Genomic DNA, 19,331 nt, shown 5'->3' with positions numbered 1-19,331 from the left:
TGCCATGACCGCCACCCCCCCGACCGAAATGTCCGATGACGATCTTGTCGCCAAGATCGAGGCGGTCGAAGAGAAACTCGCCGAGGCGCGGGGGTCCATCGAACGTCGGTTCATCGGTCAGGAAAAGGTGGTCGAGCTGACCCTGTCCTCGCTTCTGTGCGGGGGTCATGCGCTGCTGATCGGTCTGCCCGGGCTGGGCAAGACCCGCCTGGTCGAGGCGCTATCGACTGTGATGGGGCTGGATGGCAACCGGGTGCAGTTCACGCCCGACCTGATGCCGGCGGATATCCTTGGCTCGGAAGTGCTGGAAACGGCGGAGGACGGGTCGCGCAGCTTCCGGTTCCTGCCGGGGCCGATCTTCTGCCAGCTGCTGATGGCCGACGAGATCAACCGCGCCTCGCCGCGGACGCAATCGGCGCTGCTGCAGGCGATGCAGGAACGGCAGGTGACCGTCGCCGGTGAGGACCGGTCGCTGGGCCTGCCCTTCCACGTGCTGGCCACCCAGAACCCGATCGAACAGGAAGGCACCTATCCGCTGCCCGAAGCGCAGCTGGACCGGTTCCTGGTGCAGATCGACGTGGAATATCCCGACCGCGACACCGAAAAGGCGATCCTTTTGGCCACGACCGGCGTGGAGGAAGAAGAAGCCCACCAGGTCTTCACCGGAGAGGAATTGCTGGCCGCACAGACCCTGCTGCGGCGGATGCCGGTGGGCGAATCGATCGTGGAGCAGATCCTCGACCTGGTGCGCGCCTGCCGCCCCGATGACCCGAGCGCCTCGGCGCGGGTGCGTGAAACCGTCAGCTGGGGCCCCGGCCCGCGCGCCGCGCAGGCGCTGATGATGACGGTGCGGGCCCGGGCGATGCTGAACGGCCGCCTTGCGCCGTCCACCGAAGACGTGGTCGCCATGGCGCGCCCGGTCCTGTCGCACCGGATGGGCCTGAACTTTGCCGCGCGGGCGCGCGGGGACAGCCTGCCCGACCTGATCGAACAGACCGCCGCCGCCATCACCCGGACCGAGGCCGCCGCGTGAGCGACCGCTTCGCTCAACCCCAGCTTCAGGATCCGCAGGAGCTTCGCCAGCGGGCAGAGACCCAGGCCGCGTCCTTCCCGCCGCTTCTGGCGCGGGCAGAGCACCTGGCCGGGACCGTCCTGCTGGGCGATCACGGGCGCAGGCGCGCGGGGCTGGGCGACGATTTCTGGCAATATCGCCCGGTTCAGCCCGGCGACCCGCGACGGATGATCGACTGGCGCCGATCGGCCCGGTCCGATGACCGCTACGTTCGGGAACGGGAATGGCAGATCGCGCAATCGGTGATGCTGTGGGTCGATCAATCGTCGTCGATGATGTTCTCGTCGGACAAGAAATTCCCTCAGAAATCCGAGCGCGGGCGGCTGCTGGCGCTGGCCATCGCGATCCTGTTGATCCGGGGCGGCGAACGGGTCGGCCTGACCGGCACGATGCTGCCGCCGCGCCGCGCGCGGAACCAGATCCTGCGGCTGGCCGAGTTCTTTTCCGTGCCCGATGCGGGCGATTACGGGGTGCCGGAACACAGGGCGATGATCCCCAATTCCCGCGCGCTGTTCGTGTCGGATTACCTGGGCGACCTGTCCGAGGTCGAGCTGGCGCTGACCAAGGCCGCCGATCGCGGGATTCGCGGCGTCGTTTTGCAGGTGCTGGACCCGTCTGAAGAGGCGTTTCCCTTCCAGGGGCGCACGATCTTTCAATCCATCGGCGGAACGGTGGAACATGAGACCCTGAAGGCCGGCGATCTGCGCGAGCGTTACCTGACCCGACTGGCCGAGCGGAAGGACCGCCTGACCCATCTGTGCCGGGCCACGGGCTGGCAATACCTGCTGCACCATACCGACGCATCGGCGCAATCGGCGCTGCTGCAGATTTACCAATCGCTGGACCGGGGGACGACATGACTTTGGGCCCGATCGGATTCGCTGCGCCGTGGCTGTTGCTGGCCCTCGCGGCCCTGCCCATCCTGTGGCTGCTGCTGCGGGCGGTACCGCCCGCGCCGATCCGGCGCCGGTTTCCCGGCGTTGCGCTGCTGCTGGGGCTGACCGATGACGAGGCCGTGTCGGACCGGACGCCATGGTGGCTGCTGCTGCTGCGGATGCTGGCCGTGGCCGCCGTCATCATCGGGCTGGCCGGACCGATCCTGAACCCGCAGGACGAGGCCGAGACGGGCAATGGCCCGCTGCTGATCGTGCTGGACGGGTCCTGGGCCTCTGCCCGGGACTGGGACCAGCGCGCCGACCTTATCGATGGTATGCTGGCCGAGGCCGGGCGGCAGGGCCGCACTGCCGCTCTGCTGCGCCTGACCACGCCAGAGGCGCCGGTCTTCCGCCCTGCCGATACGTGGCGGTCGCGCCTGCCGGGCTTCTTCCCCCGCGCGTGGGAGCCGGACCAGGCCAGCCTGCAATCCATCGCCGCGTCGCTGCCCGACAGCGATTTCGACACCTACTGGATGTCCGACGGGCTGGACCGGGCCGGCCGATCGGCGCTGCTGAACGCGCTGGAGGACCGCGGCACCGTCACGATCTACGAATCCGCCCGCCCCGTTCTGGGCCTGCGTCCCGTCGTGATCGAGGATGGCGCGTTGCAGATCACCGCCCTGCGCCCCCTGCCCCTGTCGGAACAGGAGATCACGGTTCAGGCCATGGGCCGCGACCCGTCGGGCACGATGCGGGTTCTGGCCAACCTGGCGATGACCTTTGCCGATGGCGAGACCGAGGCGAGTGCCGGGTTGTCTTTGCCGGCCGAGTTGCGCGCGCGGGTCACGCATCTGACCATCGCGGGCATGCGCACCGCCGGGGCCACGACCCTGTCGGATGACAGCCTGCGCCGGCGCGAGGTCGCGCTGATCGGCACGCGGCAGGAGGGCGAGACGCTCGACCTGCTGTCGCCGATGCATTACCTGCGCAAGGCGCTGGAGCCGTCGGTGGACCTGTTGCAGGGCCCGCTGATGGACGTGCTGCCCGCCAACCCCGATGTCGTCGTGCTGGCCGACGTGGCCACCCTGTCCGCCGCCGAAGAGGGCGCGCTGACCGAATGGGCCGAAGAAGGCGGGCTGTTGCTGCGCTTTGCCGGGCCGCGGCTGGCCGCAAGCGATGTGAGCCGCGACCTGGAAGACCCGCTGATGCCCGTGCGCCTGCGGGCGGGCGGCCGCAATGTCGGCGGCGCGATGAGCTGGGGCGAACCCAAGACGCTGGCCGCCTTCGACGCGACCTCGCCCTTCAACGGGCTGGACGTGCCGGATGACGTGACGATTTCCTCGCAGGTCATGGCCCAGCCCGACCCGTCCCTGGCAGACCGCGTGATCGCCCGCCTGTCGGACGGCACGCCGCTGGTCACCCGGAAAGAGATCGGACAGGGCCAGACCGTGCTGTTCCATGTCACCGCCAACGCCGAATGGTCGACCCTGCCGCTGTCGGGCCTTTTCGTGCAGATGCTGGAGCGCCTGTCGGTCTCCTCGGCCGCGGATCGCCCTGAGGCCGCGGATCTGGAGGGCACGACCTGGCAGCCGGTGCAATTGCTGACCGCCACGGGCCGGATCGAACCTGCGGGCACCCTGCCCGGCGTGCCCGGCGAGGCGCTGATCGACGCTCCGCTGGGGGCCGATCTTCAGCCGGGCCTGTACCAGGGCGGCGACCGGACGCTGGCACGCAACGTGCTGCAATCCGATGCGGAACTGGTGGCGACGCAATGGCCGTCGCGCCTGCGTGTCGAGGGCATGACGCGGGCCGAGGAACAGCCGCTGGGCGGCTGGCTGCTGGCGCTGGCGCTGATCCTGCTGAGCGCGGATATCATCGCGACGCTGGCCCTGTCGGGCCGCCTGACCGGATCGCGCGCCACCGCAGCTTTGGCCGCGGCGCTGATGGCAGGCGCCCTGGCCGCCGCACCTCAGGGCGCCCGCGCCCAGGAGGACGAGGACCCGGCCCGTGCACTTCAGGCCACGTCAGAAGTCGTGCTGGCCCATGTCGTGACCGGCAATCCGCAGGTCGACGAACTGGCCCAGGCCGGGCTGCTGGGGCTGGGGCAGATCCTGAACTTCCGCACCTCCGTCGAACCGGCGGCGCCGATGTCGGTGAACCTGGAGACGGACGAACTGGCCTTCTACCCGTTCCTCTACTGGCCGATCACGCCGGATCAGCCGATCCCGTCGGATGCCGCCTATCAGAAGCTGAACCGCTACCTCCGCAGCGGCGGCATGATCCTGTTCGACACCCGCGATGCGGATGTGGCCGGGTTCGGCGCGTCCTCGCCCAACGGGCGAAAGCTTCAGACGCTGGCCGCGCCGCTGGACATTCCCGCGCTGGAACCGGTGCCCGAAGACCACGTGCTGACGCGGACCTTCTACCTGTTGCGGGATTTCCCGGGCCGTCACCTGGGCCGCGATGTCTGGGTCGAGGCCGCGCCGCCCGATGCCGAGCTGATCGAGGGCATGCCCTTCCGCAACCTCAATGACGGTGTGACGCCGGTGGTGATCGGCGGCAATGACTGGGCGGCGGCCTGGGCCGTGGATGACCTGGGCGGGCCGCTGGTGCCGATCGGGCGCGGCTATGCCGGGGAACGGCAGCGCGAGATCGCCTACCGCTTTGGCGTGAACCTGATCATGCACGTGCTGACCGGCAATTATAAATCCGACCAGGTCCATGTGCCTGCGTTGCTTGACCGACTGGGGCAGTAATGACCGGAACCGTGATCTTTTCCCCTCTCCTGCCCTGGCCGCTTCTGGCCGGGTTCGCCGCGATCGCACTGGCGGGCATCGCGCTGGCCGTCTGGCGTGGGCTGGCGGGCTGGGCGCTGCGCGGGCTGGCCGCGCTGGTGGTGATCGCCGCGTTGACGGGCCCGTCCTGGCGGCAGGAGGATCGCGCGCCACTGACCGATATCGTGCTGCTGGTGGAGGACCGGACGGCCTCGCAACGGCTGTCAGACCGGGCGGAGCAGACGGAACAGGCCGCGGAGACGCTGGCCGCCCGTATCGCCGCGCGCCCCAATACCGAACTGCGCCGCGTCACCTTGACGGATGGCGAGGGCGATACCGGCACGCAGCTGATGACCGCCCTGTCGGACGCCCTGGCCGAGGAGCCGCGCGCCCGCGTCGCGGGCATGATCCTGCTGTCGGACGGGCGGCTGCACGACCTGGACCAGGCCCCCGACCTGCCCGCGCCGCTGCACCTGCTGCTGACCGGCCAGCCCGAGGATTGGGACCGGCGGTTGATCGTGCAGAACGCGCCGGCCTTTGCCATCCTCGACGAAGAGGTCACCCTTACCCTGCGGATCGAGGATAGCGGCGACGTGCCCGAGACCGAGAACAGCGGACAGGTGCCGCTGGATATCTCGATCGACGGAGCGGAGCCGCAGCGTTTCATGGTGGCCACGGGTCGCGACCTGGAACTGCCGCTGACCCTGCCGCATGGCGGGCGCAACGTGATCCAGTTCACCACGCCGGAAGCCGAGGGCGAGCTGACCGCGCGCAACAATTCCGCCATCGTGCAGATGAACGGCGTGCGCGACCGCCTGCGCGTGCTGCTGGTGTCGGGCGAACCGCATGCCGGCGGCCGCACATGGCGCAACCTGCTGAAATCGGACAGTTCCGTCGACCTGGTGCATTTCACCATCCTGCGGCCGCCCGCGAAACAGGACGGCGTGCCGGTGTCGGAGCTGTCGCTGATCGCCTTCCCGACCCGCGAGCTGTTCATGGACAAGGTCGACGATTTCGACCTGATCATCTTCGACCGTTACAAGCGGCGAGGGATCCTGCCCTCGCTCTACCTCGACAACGTGCGGCAATACGTGGAGCGCGGCGGGGCGGTGCTGGTTGCGGCGGGGCCGGACTTTGCCTCTGCGGATTCGCTGTATCGCTCGCCGCTGAACCAGATCCTGCCCGCCCAGCCCTCGACCGCGCGGGTGATCGAACGGCCCTATTCGCCGCAAGTCACCGACCTGGGCGAGCGGCATCCCGTGACCTCGGGGCTGCGCAACGAATGGGACGGGGAGTGGGGCCGCTGGATGCGCCAGATCGACGTGGATGCCAGCCAGGGTGACGGAGAGGTCGTGATGTCGGGCATCGATGACCGCCCGCTGCTGATCCTGGACCGTGTCGGCGAGGGGCGCGTGGCGCTGCTGGCCTCGGACCATGCCTGGCTGTGGAATCGCGGCTACGAGGGCGGCGGGCCGCAGCTGGAGCTGCTGCGTCGCCTGGCCCACTGGATGATGAAGGAACCCGAGCTGGAGGAAGAGGCGCTGACGGCCGAAGCGAACGGCCAGACCATGCGCATCATCCGCCGCACGCTGGAAGAGGGTATCGGGTCCGTGACCATCACCCGCCCCGATGGCGAAACCGAGGAGATCGAGCTGAACGAGACGTCTCCGGGGCTCTTCACCGGAGACTATACCGGGCCGGAGATCGGGCTGTACCGGCTGGCCGAGGGCGATCTGGAAAGCGTGATCGGGCTGGGCCCCGCCGCACCGCGGGAATTCGAACAGACCATCGCCGATGGCGAGACGCTGGAGCCGGTCGTGGATGCGACACGGGGCGGCGTGCGCAACCTGTCGGACGGTCTGCCATCGCTGCGCGACGTGCGCGCCGGACGTCCGGCGGCGGGGCGTGGCTGGATCGGGCTGACCCCGCGCGAGGCCTATGAGACGCGCGACGTGACCCAGGTGCCGATCCTGCCGGAATGGCTGGTGCTGCTGCTGGCCTCGGGGCTGATCCTGGCGGGTTGGCTGCGCGAGGGCCGCCGCTAGGGGTTTTCCGTTCGGCGGGATTTGCCGTGCGGGCACGGCAACAGGAGGGCGCTGCCCTCCTGACCTCCCGGGATATTTCTGCCAGATGAAAGAGGGGCGCCGGGGTCAGGCCGGGCCGAGATAGCGGTCGATGATCGCGTCGGCGATGTCGGCGACGGTCTGGCGCGCAGTCTCTCGGTCGCAGCCCTGAACGTCATAGAGCGCGATCATCGCCTCGGTCCCCGTGGCGGTGGACAGGGCGCGGATCATCGCCTCTTTCCGGTCTTCGGGCAGGTCGGTTTCGGCCAGCGCCTGGCGGTACATGGGCATCCGCCGACCACCGCGCCGGGATTGGGTCTTGCCATCATCGGGGCGCCAGGCGGTCAGGGTCAGGCCGACGAACTGGCGAAACTTGACCTCGTGATCGATGGCAAGGTCGAGGAAGTAGAGGCTGATCGCGCGCAGCCTGTCGCGCAATGTCTCCGCGCCCGCAACCACCTGGTCATAGCTGAGCACTTCGACATCCAGCCCCGCCTCGGCCACGAGGATCGCGGGGTCGGAGAAGTAGCGATAGGCGGTGGCCTTGGACATGCCCGCGCGCTCTGCCGCCGCGGTGACGGTGACGATTTCGCCATCTGTCAGCAGGGTGCGGGCCGCGGCCATCAGGGCCTGGCGGGTGCGGGATTTCTGGGCGCGTCGTTCGCGGTTTTCGGCCATCTGGCCCTCTCTTTATGAGACACTTGTCTTTTTATGAGACGAGTGTATCGTTAACTTACCCCACATTCAACCGAAAGAGATTCGCATGTCCGATCGCCCCCGCACCTACAATGTCCTCAACATCCTCATGAAATTTCACGCCTTCCCGTCGGAGACGCAGGGAAAGTTCTGTATGGTGGAATGCACCGTTCCCGTTGGCGCCGGCGCGCCGCCCAACAGCCATGCCGGTGAGACCGAGTCCTTCTACGTTCTGGACGGGCAGATCGGCTTCATGGTCGATGGCAGGGAATTCCTGGCCGGGCCGGGCGATTACGTGGCCGTGCCCGACGGGGCCGTGCATGCCTTCCAGGCGGTTGGAGACGCGCCGGCGCGTGTGCTGATCACCAATGCGCCGGGGCAGATGCATGACGAGTTCTTTACCGGGATCGGCACTCCCCTGCCCGAGGGGCAGACCGAGTTGCCCGAGCCGTCGGAACCCGACCTGGCCGCGGTGATGGCCAAGGCGGAAGCGGCCGGGATGACGATCATGGCGCCCGCCTGAGTCCGGGCCTGAATCCGGGCCTGAACCTGTCCATTGCCGCCGGGTATCGGCCGGGAGGAGTGACCCGCCGATACCCGCCCCGGGCGGTCGTCCTTTTCGGACGGCCGCCTTTTTCGTGGGTCATTCCCCGGGTGGTCAGTCGCAGGTGTCGGCGATGGCGCGGGCGAGGGTCGGGATCTGCTCCATCGACAGGCCCGCGATGTTCATGCGGCTGTCGCCGACCATGTAGACCGCGTGGGCGTCGCGCAGGGTGTCGACCTGGTCCGGCGTGATGCCGAGGCGGGAGAACATGCCGCGCTGCGCCCCGATGAAGGCGAAGCGGTCGGAGCCGGTTTCGCGTTGCAGCGCCGCGGCCAGTTCGGTGCGCAGGGTGTTGATCCGGTCGCGCATCGCGGTCAGTTCGTCCATCCATTCACCGCGCAGACCGGGATTGGAGAGGATCATCTGCACCAGCGCCGCCCCATGATCGGCGGGGAAGGAATAGGCCAGCCGGTTCAGCGTGGCGAGGTTGCCCTGTACGGCTGCGCTGTGGCGGGCGGACAGGCTGACCACCAGAACCGCACCGGCGCGGTCGCGGTAGAGGCCGAAATTCTTCGAACAGGAGACCGCGATGACCAGTTCCGGCAGCTTGGAGGCGAGGAGCCGGGTGGCGGCGGCGTCTTCCTCGATCCCGTCGCCGAAGCCTTGATAGGCGATGTCGACCATGACCATGGCGTTGACCTGTTGCAGGGTCGCCGCGATCTGAGCCCATTGGGCGGCGGAGGGATCGGCGCCGGTCGGGTTGTGGCAGCAGCCGTGCAGCAGCACGACATCGCCTTCGGGTACGGCGGCGAGGTCTTCGAGCATGCCGGTCATGTCGAGCGCGCCCGTCTCGGTGTCGAAATAACGGTAGGTGCGGTGCTTCATGCCCATGGCCTGAAGTATCGCGGTGTGGTTGGGCCAGGTGGGATCGGGGACATGCACGGTGGCGTCCGGCCGGGCGAGGCGGATCAGTTCCAGCCCCTGCCGGATCGCGCCGGTGCCGCCGACGGTCGCCGCGCCCGCGCGGCGGGCCTGGGCGAGGTCTGTGCCCAGCACGAGGTCGGACATGGCCGAGACGAAGGCCGGATCACCGGCCAGCCCGGTATAACCCTTGGTCTGCTGGCTTTCCCACAGCTGGTGTTCCGCCGACTTGACCGCCTGCATCACCGGGGTGACGCCCTGGGAGTTGCGGTAGACCCCGACGCCGAGGTCGATCTTTTCCGGGCGCTGATCGGCCCGGTATTGCTCCATCAGCTTGAGGATCTGATCTTCGGGCTGGGCGCGCAGGTTTTCGAACAATTCAATTCTCTCCGGGGCCGGTTTCCACCGGCAGGGTCGGGAAGGCCCCCCATTCGGCCCAGGAGCCGTCATAGAGGGAGTGCGAGCGGTGGCCGATCCGTTCCAGCGCCAGCGACAGGATCGCCGCGGACACACCGGAGCCGCAGGTCGTGATCACGGGCCGCTTGAGGTCCACACCGGCCTGTTCGAACGCCTCTTTAAGGGCGGCATCATCCTTGAGGCAGCCCTCTTCGGTCAGCAGGTTGGCGAAGGGCAGGTTGCGCGAGCCGGGGATGTGACCACGGCGCAGGCCGGGGCGGGGTTCATCGGCCTCGCCCGCGAACCGAGCGGCGGGACGGGCATCGAGGATGCAGGTATCGGCCAGTTTCGACGCAGCGGAGACCTGGGTGACGTCCTTGATCAGGTGGTTCTGACGGCGGACGGTCATGTGGCGGTCGCGGACGATGGGGGCCATGTCTTCGATCGGGCGGCCCTCGGCCTGCCATTTCGGGAAACCGCCATCCAGCACGGCGACGTCATCCTGGCCCATCAGCTTGAACAGCCACCAGACCCGCGGCGCGGAGAAGATGCCGGCGCCGTCGTAGATCACCACCTGGTGGCCGTCACCGACGCCCATGGCGCGCATGCGGGACATGAATTTCTCGACCGGGGGGGCCATGTGCGGCAGGTCGGAGCGCAGGTCGCTGACCTCGTCGATATCGAAGTAGCGCGCACCGGGAATATGGGCCGCGTCGTATTCGGCCTTGCCGTCCCGCTCCATCGCCGGCAGGTACCAGCTTGCGTCGAGGATCCGCAGGTCCGGATCGTCGAGATGAGCGGCCAGCCAATCGGTGGAAACAAGCGTCTTCGGGTCGTCCTGCATCTTGTGCCTCTCCCTTCGGTCTGAGGAGATTTCCTACAGGGGTGCGGGGGATGAGGCAAGGGCGCGGGCCATGTGGGGCGCCCGGGCCGGACGGCGGTCAGACGGCGGACGGGGTCAGCCGCTCTGCTTGAGCAGGCGCTGCTTCTGGCGGTTCCAGTCGCGCTTGGCCGAGGTGTCGCGCTTGTCGACGTTCTTCTTGCCCTTGGCGATGCCGATCTTGATCTTCGCGATGCCGCGATGATTGAAATAGAGCACCAGCGGCACCAGCGTCATGCCCTTGCGCGCGGTGGCCTGCCACAGCTTGGCCAGTTCCTTGCGGTTGGCCAGCAATTTGCGCCGGCGGCGTTCCTCATGCTGGAAGGTCTTGGCCTGTTCGTAGGGCGCGACATAGCTGTTCACGAGCCACAGTTCCCCGTCTTCGACCGACGCATAGCTTTCGGCGATATTCGCGCCGCCCTGGCGCAGCGACTTGACCTCGGACCCTTCGAGCACGATGCCGCATTCGAGATCTTCCTCGATCGCGTAATCGAAACGCGCCCGCCGGTTTTCGGCGATCACCTTGTAGTTCGGGTCTGTCTTCGGTTTGGCCATGATCGCGCGGTCTTAGTCGGTTCCTGGTGTCGAGTCCATCTTTGCCGGATCCCCCTTGGAACTCCGGCTGAGGTCTATAACCTGTGGCGCGATTGGGAGGATTTCAACATGACAGAGACAATGAAGCGAATCGTGCTGGCCAAGCGGCCCGACGGTTTCCCCACGGACGAGAATTTCCGTCTCGAGGAAAGCCAGGTGCCCGAACCCGGCGAGGGCGAAGTGCTGGTGCGGGTCAAGTACATGTCGCTGGACCCCTATATGCGCGGTCGGATGGATGACGGGCCGAGCTATGCCGCCCCGGTTCCGGTCGACGGCACGATGGAGGCCGGCGCGGTCGGCGAGGTCATCGCCTCGAACGATCCGAAATTTGCCGTGGGCGATCATGCCTTCGGGATGTTCGGCTGGGCGACGCACGGGGTGCAGCCGGCCAAGATGATGCGCAAGGTCGATCCCGATCAGGCGCCGATCCAGACCTCGCTGGGGGTGCTGGGCATGCCGGGCTTCACCGCCTGGGCGGGCATGACCGCCTATTCCAACATGAAGGCCGGGGAAACCCTGGTCGTCGGTGCCGCCACCGGGCCGGTCGGGTCGATGGTGGGCCAGCTGGCCAAGCAGGCCGGGCTGCGCGTCATCGGTGTCGCCGGCGGGGCCGAGAAATGCGCCATGGCGGTCGACAAGTTCGGCTTCGACGCCTGCATTGATCACCGGGGCAAGGACGCCAAGGCGATGCGCGATGCGCTGGCCGCCGAATGCCCCGACGGGATCGACATCTATTTCGAAAACGTCGGCGGCCCGACCCTGGGCGGCGTGATCCCGCTGCTGAACCTGCATGCGCGGGTCATCATCTGCGGCATGATCGCCTGGTATTCGGGCGAGTCGGACGAAACGGGGTCGATGCCGCTGCAAAAGCTGTGGCGCTATTCGCTGGTCAAGCGGCTGACCATCCAGGGCCTGCTTCAGACCGACCACGTGGCGCGGTTCGGCGAATTCCTGAAGGAGGTCGCGCCCAAGGTCGCCGCGGGCGAGATCGCCTATTCGGAAGACGTGGCCGAAGGGCTGGAAAACGCGCCCGAGGCCTTCATGGGCCTTCTGAAAGGCAGGAATCTGGGTAAGCTCGTCGTCAAGGTGGGCTGATTCAAGACGGCGCCCGCCGCGTCGCGGGCGCCCGACCATTACCGGTGGGAACATCGTCCGGCCATTTGCCATGACGCCCCTCGGGGCCCGAGCCAAGGACCCTGACGATGACCGCCGAGTTCATGTTCATAACATTCACGCTGTTCCTGGCCGGGGTGGTCGCGGTGCCGATCGCCTCGAAACTGGGGCTGGGATCGGTGCTGGGCTACTTGATTGCCGGGATCGCGGTGTCGCCGGTGCTGTACTGGGCCGGGGTCGACGTGATCGCGTTGCAGCATTTCGCCGAGTTTGGCGTGGTCATGATGCTGTTCCTCATCGGGCTCGAGATGCAGCCGCGCACCCTGTGGGACATGCGCGCGCGCATCTTCGTCATGGGCGGGTTGCAGGTCACGGTGACGGCGGCGGCGGTGATGGGCGTGGCAATGCTGATGGGCCAGCCCTGGAGCGTCGCGCTGGCCATCGGCATGGTCTTTGCCCTGTCCTCGACCGCGATCGCGACCCAGACGCTGAACGAGAAGGGGCTGATGCGGTCCGATGGCGGGCAGGCCAGTTTCTCGGTCCTGCTGTTGCAGGATATCGCGGTGATCCCGATGCTGGCCTTCATCCCGCTGCTGGCCCTGCCCGACCTGTCCGAGGCGCTGCATCACGCCGATGACCATGGCGACGGGCATGGCGAGGCCGGGCTGAACCTGAGCCTGGTCGACGGGCTGGCCGGGTGGCAGACCGCGCTGGTGACGCTGGCGGCCATCGGCGTGGTGATCCTGGCCGGGATGTACCTGACCGGCCCGATCTTCCGCTTCGTGTCGCGGGCAAGGCTGCGCGAATTGTTCGTGACCGCGGCGCTGATGATGGTGGTCGGGATTGCCCTGCTGATGACCATGGTCGGGCTGTCGCCCGCGCTTGGCACCTTCCTGGCGGGCGTGGTGATGGCCAACAGCGAATACCGACACGAGCTGGAAAGCGATATCGAGCCGTTCAAGGGCATCTTCCTCGGCGTCTTCTTCATCACCGTGGGGGCCAGCATCGACTTTGCCCTGCTGCTGGAGAACCTTGCCCTGATCCTGGCCCTGACAATCGGGCTGATCGTGCTGAAATCCTTCGTCCTGCTGGTGGTGGGCCGGGCGTTCCGCCTGTCGGGCGGGGACAAGTGGCTGTTCGGGCTGGGCCTGGCACAGGCGGGGGAGTTCGGTTTTGTCCTGGTGTCCTTCACCGTGGCCTCGGCGGTGATCCCGCGCGAGGTGGCGGATATCCTTCTGCTGGTGGTGGCGCTGTCGATGCTGCTGACGCCTGCGCTGTTCATCCTCTATGACCGGGTGATCGCGCCGCGCTATTCCCGCGACCAGCAGCGCGAGGCCGACGATATCGAGGCCGATGGCAGTATCATCATCGCCGGGCATGGACGGTTCGGCGGCATCGTGAACCGCACGCTTCAGGCGGCGGGGATCAAGGCGACGGTGGTCGATTACAGCGACGAACAGCTGAAGATGCTGCGGCAATACGGGCTGCGGGTCTATTTCGGCGATGCGACGCGGCCCGACCTGCTGCATGCGGCGGGGATAGACCATGCCAAGATCCTGGTGATCGCCATCGACGGCAAGGCATCCATCACCGAACTGGCGCGGCACGTGCATGAGCATCACCCGCATGTCCATGTGGTGGCCCGTGCCATCGACCGCTGGCATGTCTACGACCTGTGGTCGGTCGGCTGCCGGGATATCATCCGCGAGACCTATGACAGTTCGATCCGGGCGACGCGGTCGGTGTTCGAGGCCATGGGCTATCCCCGTGACCGGGCCGAACGGATCGTCGACGTGTTCGAGGATTTCGACCGCTCCATGATGCTGGAACTGGCCGAGCTTTACGATCCCGAGGCGGCGAACAGCGAAGACAGCGCCTATGCGGCCCATGTCCGCCAGAACATGCCCACCTGGGAGGCAGAGCTGAACGGGCGGATGCGCCAGGTCATGGACGAGGTGGAGGCCGAGGGCGGGACGAAGCAGGGCTAGGCCGCGCCCTGCCCCGCGACTTCGGTCAGGCGAACAGCGCGACCATCTGCTGGGCGGAGGCCAGAAGCTGTCCGTCGAGGGCCCGGATCTCCATGTCCTGGACGGAATAGCCGTCGGCGGCGTGCTTGGAGGTCGTGCGGGTCAGCTGCCAGTCATTGTCCTGCGGCATCCGCGCCACGTCGAGCGCCCAGGTCACGGAACTGACCGGCGCGCCCTTGGTGAAGGTCGCCATGGCGGCGGGGGGCAGGTTGTCGGCATTGCAGATGAAGGCGATTTCCGGGTCGACATCGTCGCGCGCGGCAAGGCGCGTCCAGACGACCATTTCGGGCCGGTCCGACCCGCTGGCCAGCTGCGCGCCATCGGCCAGTTTGGCCTCGAAATTGCGGAAGAAGCTGGGGCCGGAGGACCGGCGGACCAGGTCGGGGCAATCATCGGGCAGCGGCACGGTCTGCGGGGCGATGTAGTCGTGGGCATAGGCACTTTCGCGCGCCGCGCCGAAGACGAAGGTGCAGCGCGCGCCGACCTTGCCGCCCGACACGCAATCGACCTGAACGAAAGACGACGTGCGGCCCTGGCGGATCAGGTCGACCTCGAAGGTGACGTCTTCGGCAATCGGCCGCAGGAAGCTGACCTGCATGGAGCGCAGGGCCGGCAGGTCAGGCTGTGCCAGCCGCGTGGCGGCCAGGGCAAGCGAGGCGGTGATGCCGCCGAAGGCCGTGCGACCCTGCATCCAATGGGGCGAGATATGCGCCGCGATCCGGCCATCCTGGCCCGACAGGTCGCGCACCATGTCACCGAGGGAGGGGACCTTCTCTTCGCTCATGTCACTGTCCTGATCTTCGGGAATTTCGGGGGCCAGAGGCATTGGCCCGGTCATGAAAGACGATCATGCAAGACGGGCCGGAGTTTCCCCCGGCCCGATGCTGTCACGCGACTTGGGCGACGCGCGACAGGTGGTAATCGGTATCGCCCAGCTGGGCGTCAATCATGATGATGCGCTTGGCGTAATGGGAGCCGGGATATTCCCAGGTCATCGCGATGCCGCCATGCATCTGGATCGCTTCCTCGGCCACGAGGCGACCGGCGCGGCCGATCAGGTTCTTGGCCATGGAGGCATAACGCGTGGCATCCGGCCCGCCCAGTTCGGCAGCGGCCTTGATGACGATCGAACGGCTCTGCTCGATCTCGGTCAGCATGTCGACGGCGCGGTGCTGAAGCACCTGGAAGGTGCCGATCGGACGGCCGAACTGCTTGCGCTGACCGAGGTATTCCACGGTCATCTTGTGCAGCACGTCCATCGCGCCAACCGCTTCGGAACACAGCGCCACGACACCGGCATTCACCGCGTCCTCGATGGCGGCATCCGCATCGGCAAGCAGCAGCTTGGCCGGGGCGTCCTCGAGCACGACCTCGGCCGCGCCGGCGCCGTCCATCATGGCATAGCCGGTGACCGACGCGTCGGAGGCCTGGACCTCGTAGACGGACAGGCTGTCACCGTCCTTGGCCGCGATCAGGAACACGTCGGCCGCCTGGCCGCCATAGACCACGGATTTGCGGCCCGAGACCTTGCCATCCTTCACGGTGGTCGAGAGGCCCGACAGGTCATAGGGCGCATCCAGTTCGCCAAGGCCGACCGCGTAGCGGGTTTCTCCCGAAAGCAGCGCCTCCTGATCCGCGCCGGCGGCGGTCATCAGGCGCGAGGCCATCAGCGCGCCCAGCACGGGTTCGGGGCAGAGCACGCGGCCCAGTTCCTCGAACACGACGGAGATGTCGAAGCCGGCGCCGCCCATGCCGCCCGCATCCTCAGGCGCCAGGGCAAAGAGCGCGCCGAGTTCGGTCAGCTCGCCCCACTTGGCGGGATCGTGGAAGGGTTCGGCATAGGCCACCTTGTTGCGATGTTCGATCTGGTACTTGTCGCCCAGGTAGCGTCGCAGGCTGTCCTGCAGCATCTGGCGGTCTTCGGTCAGGTCAAAATTCATCTCACAGCCCCAGCATGGTCTTGGTCAGGATGTTTCGCTGGATCTCGTTCGAGCCACCGAAAATCGAGGTCTTGCGGTTGTTGAAGTAACGCGCCGCGTTGTTGGCATGGCCTTCGGGTGCCACGTCGAGGTTGGACCCGGACAGCGAGCCGGGGAACGGCGCGGCATTGGGGCCAAGCGCACGGCGGCGTAGGTCCTTGAGCTCCTGGTTGATGACGGTGCCCTTGATCTTGAGGATCGAGGTTTCCGGACCGGGGGAGCCGTTCTTCTGCGCGGTGAAGAGCATCCGCAGGTTGGTCAGCTTCATCGCTTCCAGGTCGATCTCGGCCTGGGCGACGCGGGCGGCGAAGAGCGGGTCTTCGGCCAGCGGCTTGCCGTTGCGCATGATCTTCTTGGACAGCGCCTTGACCTCTTCCAGCTCCAGCATGGAGAACCCGACGCCGGCGATGCCGGTGCGTTCATGGGTCAGCAGGTACTTGGCGATGGTCCAGCCCTTGTTTTCCTCGCCGACGAGGTTCTTCAGGGGCACGCGGACATCGGTGAAGAAGACCTCGTTCACCTCGTGGCCGCCCTCGATCAGCTTGATCGGGCGCACTTCGACGCCGGGCGTCGACATGTCCACGAGGATGAAGGAAATGCCTTCCTGCTGCTTCACGTCCGGGTCGGTGCGGACAAGGCAGAAGATCCAGTCGGCATGCTGGCCCAGCGTGGTCCAGGTCTTCTGGCCGTTGATGACCCATTCGTCGCCATCCTTGACGGCGCGGGTCTTGAGCGAGGCGAGGTCCGACCCGGCGCCCGGTTCGGAATAGCCCTGGCACCACCAGTCATCACCGTTGAGGATACGCGGCAGGTAGTAATCCTGCTGTTCCTTGGAGCCGAATTTCTGCAGCACCGGGCCCAGCATGCCGAGGCCGAAGGGCACGATGCGCGGGGCATAGGCGGCGCAGCTTTCCTCGTCGAAGATGTGACGTTCGACCGGGCCCCAGCCGGGGCCGCCGAATTCCTTGGGCCAGGTGGTGGCCAGCCAGCCCTTCTTGTTCAGGATCGCGTGGTAGCGTTCCATGATCTCCTTGGTCAGCTCGCCGCCATTCTTGACCGCGTCCCGGATGTCATCCGGCAGGTTCTCGGCAAAGAAATCGCGAACCTCCTGACGGAAGGCCTCTTCTTCGGGGGTGAAGTTCAGGTCCATCTTCGTTCCTCCTTACGAATTCATGTCGGCAAAGGTGGTCCCGTCCGCCGCCATCTTGCGCAGCAATTCAGGCACCTGCCAGTAATGCGGGTCTTCCTTGGCGTACTCCTCCATACGGGCGACCAGCTCTTTCGCGCCTATCGTGTCGGCGTAGTGCAGCGGGCCACCGCGGAACCGCGGGAAACCGTAGCCGAAGAGGAAAACCATATCCACATCGACGGGGCGTTTCGCCGTGCCGTCCTCGACCACGCGGGTGGCCTCGGCGATCATGGCGGTCATGTAGCGGTCGACGATGTCCTGGTCGCTGAAATCCTTGGGCGTGATGCCCTTTTCGGCGCGGACGTCGTCGATGATCTTCTCGACCTCGGGGTTCGGCACCGGAGCACCGGTTTCGTACATGTAGTAGCCTTTGCCGGTCTTGCGACCGTACCAGCCGTTTTCGCAGATCTTGTCGGCAACGTCGCCGGCATAGCGCTCGTTCGGGTCCATGCCCTCTTCCTTCTTGCGCTGCCGAGTCATGTAACCGATGTCGAGCCCCGCAAGGTCACCGACCTTGTTCGGCCCCATGGCAAAGCCGAACGCCTCGAGCGCGGTGTCGACCTGCTGCGGGGACGCGCCGTCGAGCACGAGATAGGCGTTGGTCTTGCCGTAATGGCCGAGGATCCGGTTGCCGATGAAGCCGTCGCAGACCTGCGCCAGCACGCCGACCTTCTTGAGCTTCTTGGCCAGGGCAAAGCCGGTGGCCAGCGCGTCGGGCGCGGTTTTCGCGCCCTGCACGATTTCCAGCAGGCGCATCACGTGGGCCGGCGAGAAGAAGTGCAGGCCCAGCACGTCCTGCGGACGGTTCGTCATCTCGGCGATCTGGTTCACGTCCAGATACGAGGTGTTCGACGCCAGAATCGCGCCCGGTTTGCAGATCGTGTCGAGCTTGCCGAAGATGTCCTTCTTGATCTCCATCTTTTCGAAGACGGCTTCGATCACGAGGTCAACATCGGCCAGGTCTTCCATCGCCAGAGAGGGTTCCAGCATGGCCAGCGCGGCGTCGCGCTTGTCCTGGCTCATCTTGCCGCGGGACACGGCCCCGTCGAGGTTCTTGGTGATCGTGGCAACGCCGCGGTCCAGGCCTTCCTGCTGCACTTCGATCAGGCGCACGGGGATGCCCGCAAGCAGACAGGAGGTGGTGATGCCCGACCCCATCGTGCCGCCGCCGATCACGCCGATCTTGTCCAGCGGGCGGGTGTCGCCCTTGGCCTCGGGGATGTTCGACACGGCGCGTTCACCGAAGAAGGCGTGGATCAGGCCGGACCGCTGGGGCGAGTTCATGCAGGTCATGAAATGCTCACGTTCCTTGGCCAGCCCTTCGGCCAGCGGCAGGGTCGCGGCCTCGATTGCCTTGACGCATTCGGCCAGGTTGATCAGGTGCGGGTTCTTCTTCTGGACCATGGCGAGCGTGTTGCTGATCGCTTCCGGATCGGCCTTGGCCTCGATCTGATCGGTGCGGCGGGTCGGCAGGGTGCCGGCGATGACCTCCTGCCCCATGGCGATGGCGATCTCGCGCGGGTCGCCGGGTTCGACGATGCGGTCGATGGCGCCCTTTTCAAAGCCTTCCTCGACCGGGGCGTGGCGACCGGACACGGCGATGTCCAGCGCGAAGCCGACGGAGGAGACACGAGGCAGGCGCTGCGTGCCGCCGGCGCCAGGAATGATGCCCAGCAGGACCTCGGGCAGGCCGAACTTGGCGCCCTTCATGCCGACGCGGGCATGGGTGGCCAGCGCGGTTTCATAGCCGCCGCCCAGCGCGGTGCCGTGGATGATCGAAACGGTGGGAATCGCGCTCGCCTCGAGATCGTTGAGCACTTCGGTCAACGAGGGCATCTTGGGCGGCTTGCCGAATTCGCGGATGTCGGCCCCCGCGATGAAGGTGCGGCCGGCGCAGTAGATGGCGATCGCCTTGGCCTTTGCCTCTTCGTTGATCGCCTTGACCGCGGCGACCAGCCCTTCGCGCACGGCGATGCCGGTGGCGTTGACAGGCGGATTGTCGATGCAGATCAGGGCGACCTCGCCCTCGTAGCCGTAGCTGACGGCGTCGCTGGTGGAATTGGCTTCGGCCATGGTTGTCCCCTTGCCTTTCGGGTTGTCGTCCATGGGAGGGTGCCGCGCAGCACGTGACCGGCGGGTCAGTTCCCCTCCCTCTTGCGGCGCAACCTAAGGCGCGGGGGGCGGGGCGTCAATTAGTGGAACTGAGTT

15 protein-coding genes are annotated in these 19,331 nt (G+C 66.9%); 7 read left to right on the top strand and 8 right to left on the bottom strand.

Features of this window, described 5'->3' with window-relative positions:
• Nucleotides 1–4: 4 nt before the first annotated feature.
• From ATO9_RS00965 to ATO9_RS00950, 4 genes are read left to right on the top strand one after another with little or no spacing between them, the layout of a single operon-like run.
• Nucleotides 5–1,033 carry an AAA family ATPase gene (locus tag ATO9_RS00965; protein ID WP_420329703.1) on the top strand — a complete coding sequence of 343 codons (1,029 nt, stop codon included), beginning with the start codon at nt 5–7 and terminating at the stop codon, nt 1,031–1,033.
• Nucleotides 1,030–1,932 (top strand): DUF58 domain-containing protein, encoded by a 903-nt coding sequence (locus ATO9_RS00960; RefSeq protein WP_043743851.1) that lies wholly within the window; start codon nt 1,030–1,032, stop codon nt 1,930–1,932. The genes ATO9_RS00965 and ATO9_RS00960 overlap by 4 nt, the downstream gene beginning before the upstream one ends.
• Nucleotides 1,929–4,703 (top strand): DUF4159 domain-containing protein, encoded by a 2,775-nt coding sequence (locus ATO9_RS00955; protein WP_043743848.1) that lies wholly within the window; start codon nt 1,929–1,931, stop codon nt 4,701–4,703. The genes ATO9_RS00960 and ATO9_RS00955 overlap by 4 nt, the downstream gene beginning before the upstream one ends.
• Entirely contained in the window at nt 4,703–6,766 is a 2,064-nt protein-coding gene (locus ATO9_RS00950; protein ID WP_043743846.1) for a membrane protein, read from the top strand. The genes ATO9_RS00955 and ATO9_RS00950 overlap by 1 nt, the downstream gene beginning before the upstream one ends.
• 105 nt (nt 6,767–6,871) lie before the next feature.
• Here the strand turns inward: ATO9_RS00950 and ATO9_RS00945 are convergent, their stop codons facing one another.
• Entirely contained in the window at nt 6,872–7,462 is a 591-nt protein-coding gene (locus ATO9_RS00945; protein WP_043743844.1) for a TetR/AcrR family transcriptional regulator, read from the bottom strand.
• An 85-nt stretch (nt 7,463–7,547) separates the two neighbouring features.
• On the opposite strand from ATO9_RS00945, the gene ATO9_RS00940 reads away from it, so the two are divergent.
• Complete coding sequence (locus ATO9_RS00940) at nt 7,548–8,003, top strand: cupin domain-containing protein (protein WP_043743842.1); 456 nt, start codon at nt 7,548–7,550, stop codon at nt 8,001–8,003.
• Nucleotides 8,004–8,138: 135 nt separating this feature from the next.
• On the opposite strand, the gene ATO9_RS00935 is transcribed toward ATO9_RS00940, so the two are convergent.
• The 3 genes from ATO9_RS00935 to smpB form a co-directional block, all read right to left on the bottom strand.
• The gene (locus tag ATO9_RS00935) at nt 8,139–9,323 is read right to left on the bottom strand and encodes an amino acid aminotransferase (RefSeq protein WP_043743840.1); all 1,185 of its coding nucleotides are present in this window, start codon (nt 9,321–9,323) and stop codon (nt 8,139–8,141) included.
• Between the two features lies 1 nt (nt 9,324).
• Nucleotides 9,325–10,185: a 3-mercaptopyruvate sulfurtransferase gene (sseA, locus tag ATO9_RS00930; protein WP_043743837.1), complete on the bottom strand. Its 861-nt coding sequence runs from the start codon at nt 10,183–10,185 to the stop codon at nt 9,325–9,327.
• A 114-nt stretch (nt 10,186–10,299) separates the two neighbouring features.
• The gene (smpB, locus tag ATO9_RS00925; protein WP_043743834.1) at nt 10,300–10,776 is read right to left on the bottom strand and encodes an SsrA-binding protein SmpB; all 477 of its coding nucleotides are present in this window, start codon (nt 10,774–10,776) and stop codon (nt 10,300–10,302) included.
• Between the two features lie 108 nt (nt 10,777–10,884).
• On the opposite strand from smpB, the gene ATO9_RS00920 reads away from it, so the two are divergent.
• Together ATO9_RS00920 and ATO9_RS00915 are read left to right on the top strand one after the other, a co-directional pair.
• Nucleotides 10,885–11,910 (top strand): NADP-dependent oxidoreductase, encoded by a 1,026-nt coding sequence (locus tag ATO9_RS00920; RefSeq protein WP_043743833.1) that lies wholly within the window; start codon nt 10,885–10,887, stop codon nt 11,908–11,910.
• Between the two features lie 107 nt (nt 11,911–12,017).
• On the top strand, nt 12,018–13,916 hold the full coding sequence (locus ATO9_RS00915; protein WP_043743831.1) for a cation:proton antiporter domain-containing protein: 1,899 nt from the start codon (nt 12,018–12,020) through the stop codon (nt 13,914–13,916).
• Nucleotides 13,917–13,941: 25 nt separating this feature from the next.
• Here the strand turns inward: ATO9_RS00915 and ATO9_RS00910 are convergent, their stop codons facing one another.
• The 4 genes from ATO9_RS00910 to ATO9_RS00895 all read right to left on the bottom strand — a co-directional run bounded on the left by ATO9_RS00910 (nt 13,942) and on the right by ATO9_RS00895 (nt 19,196).
• Complete coding sequence (locus ATO9_RS00910; protein WP_162183046.1) at nt 13,942–14,739, bottom strand: thioesterase family protein; 798 nt, start codon at nt 14,737–14,739, stop codon at nt 13,942–13,944.
• Nucleotides 14,740–14,842: 103 nt separating this feature from the next.
• Nucleotides 14,843–15,895 carry an acyl-CoA dehydrogenase family protein gene (locus tag ATO9_RS00905; protein ID WP_043743830.1) on the bottom strand — a complete coding sequence of 351 codons (1,053 nt, stop codon included), beginning with the start codon at nt 15,893–15,895 and terminating at the stop codon, nt 14,843–14,845.
• A gap of 1 nt (nt 15,896) precedes the next feature.
• Nucleotides 15,897–17,084: an acyl-CoA dehydrogenase family protein gene (locus tag ATO9_RS00900; protein WP_043743827.1), complete on the bottom strand. Its 1,188-nt coding sequence runs from the start codon at nt 17,082–17,084 to the stop codon at nt 15,897–15,899.
• 12 nt (nt 17,085–17,096) lie between these two features.
• On the bottom strand, nt 17,097–19,196 hold the full coding sequence (locus tag ATO9_RS00895; RefSeq protein ID WP_043745398.1) for a 3-hydroxyacyl-CoA dehydrogenase NAD-binding domain-containing protein: 2,100 nt from the start codon (nt 19,194–19,196) through the stop codon (nt 17,097–17,099).
• Nucleotides 19,197–19,331 lie beyond the last annotated feature (135 nt).

The organism is Pseudooceanicola atlanticus, from assembly GCF_000768315.1.
GTDB classification, from domain to species: Bacteria; Pseudomonadota; Alphaproteobacteria; order Rhodobacterales; family Rhodobacteraceae; genus Pseudooceanicola; species Pseudooceanicola atlanticus.
The sequence above is the reverse complement of the archived record's forward strand: the minus strand, read 5'-3'. Positions and strand labels throughout refer to the sequence as shown.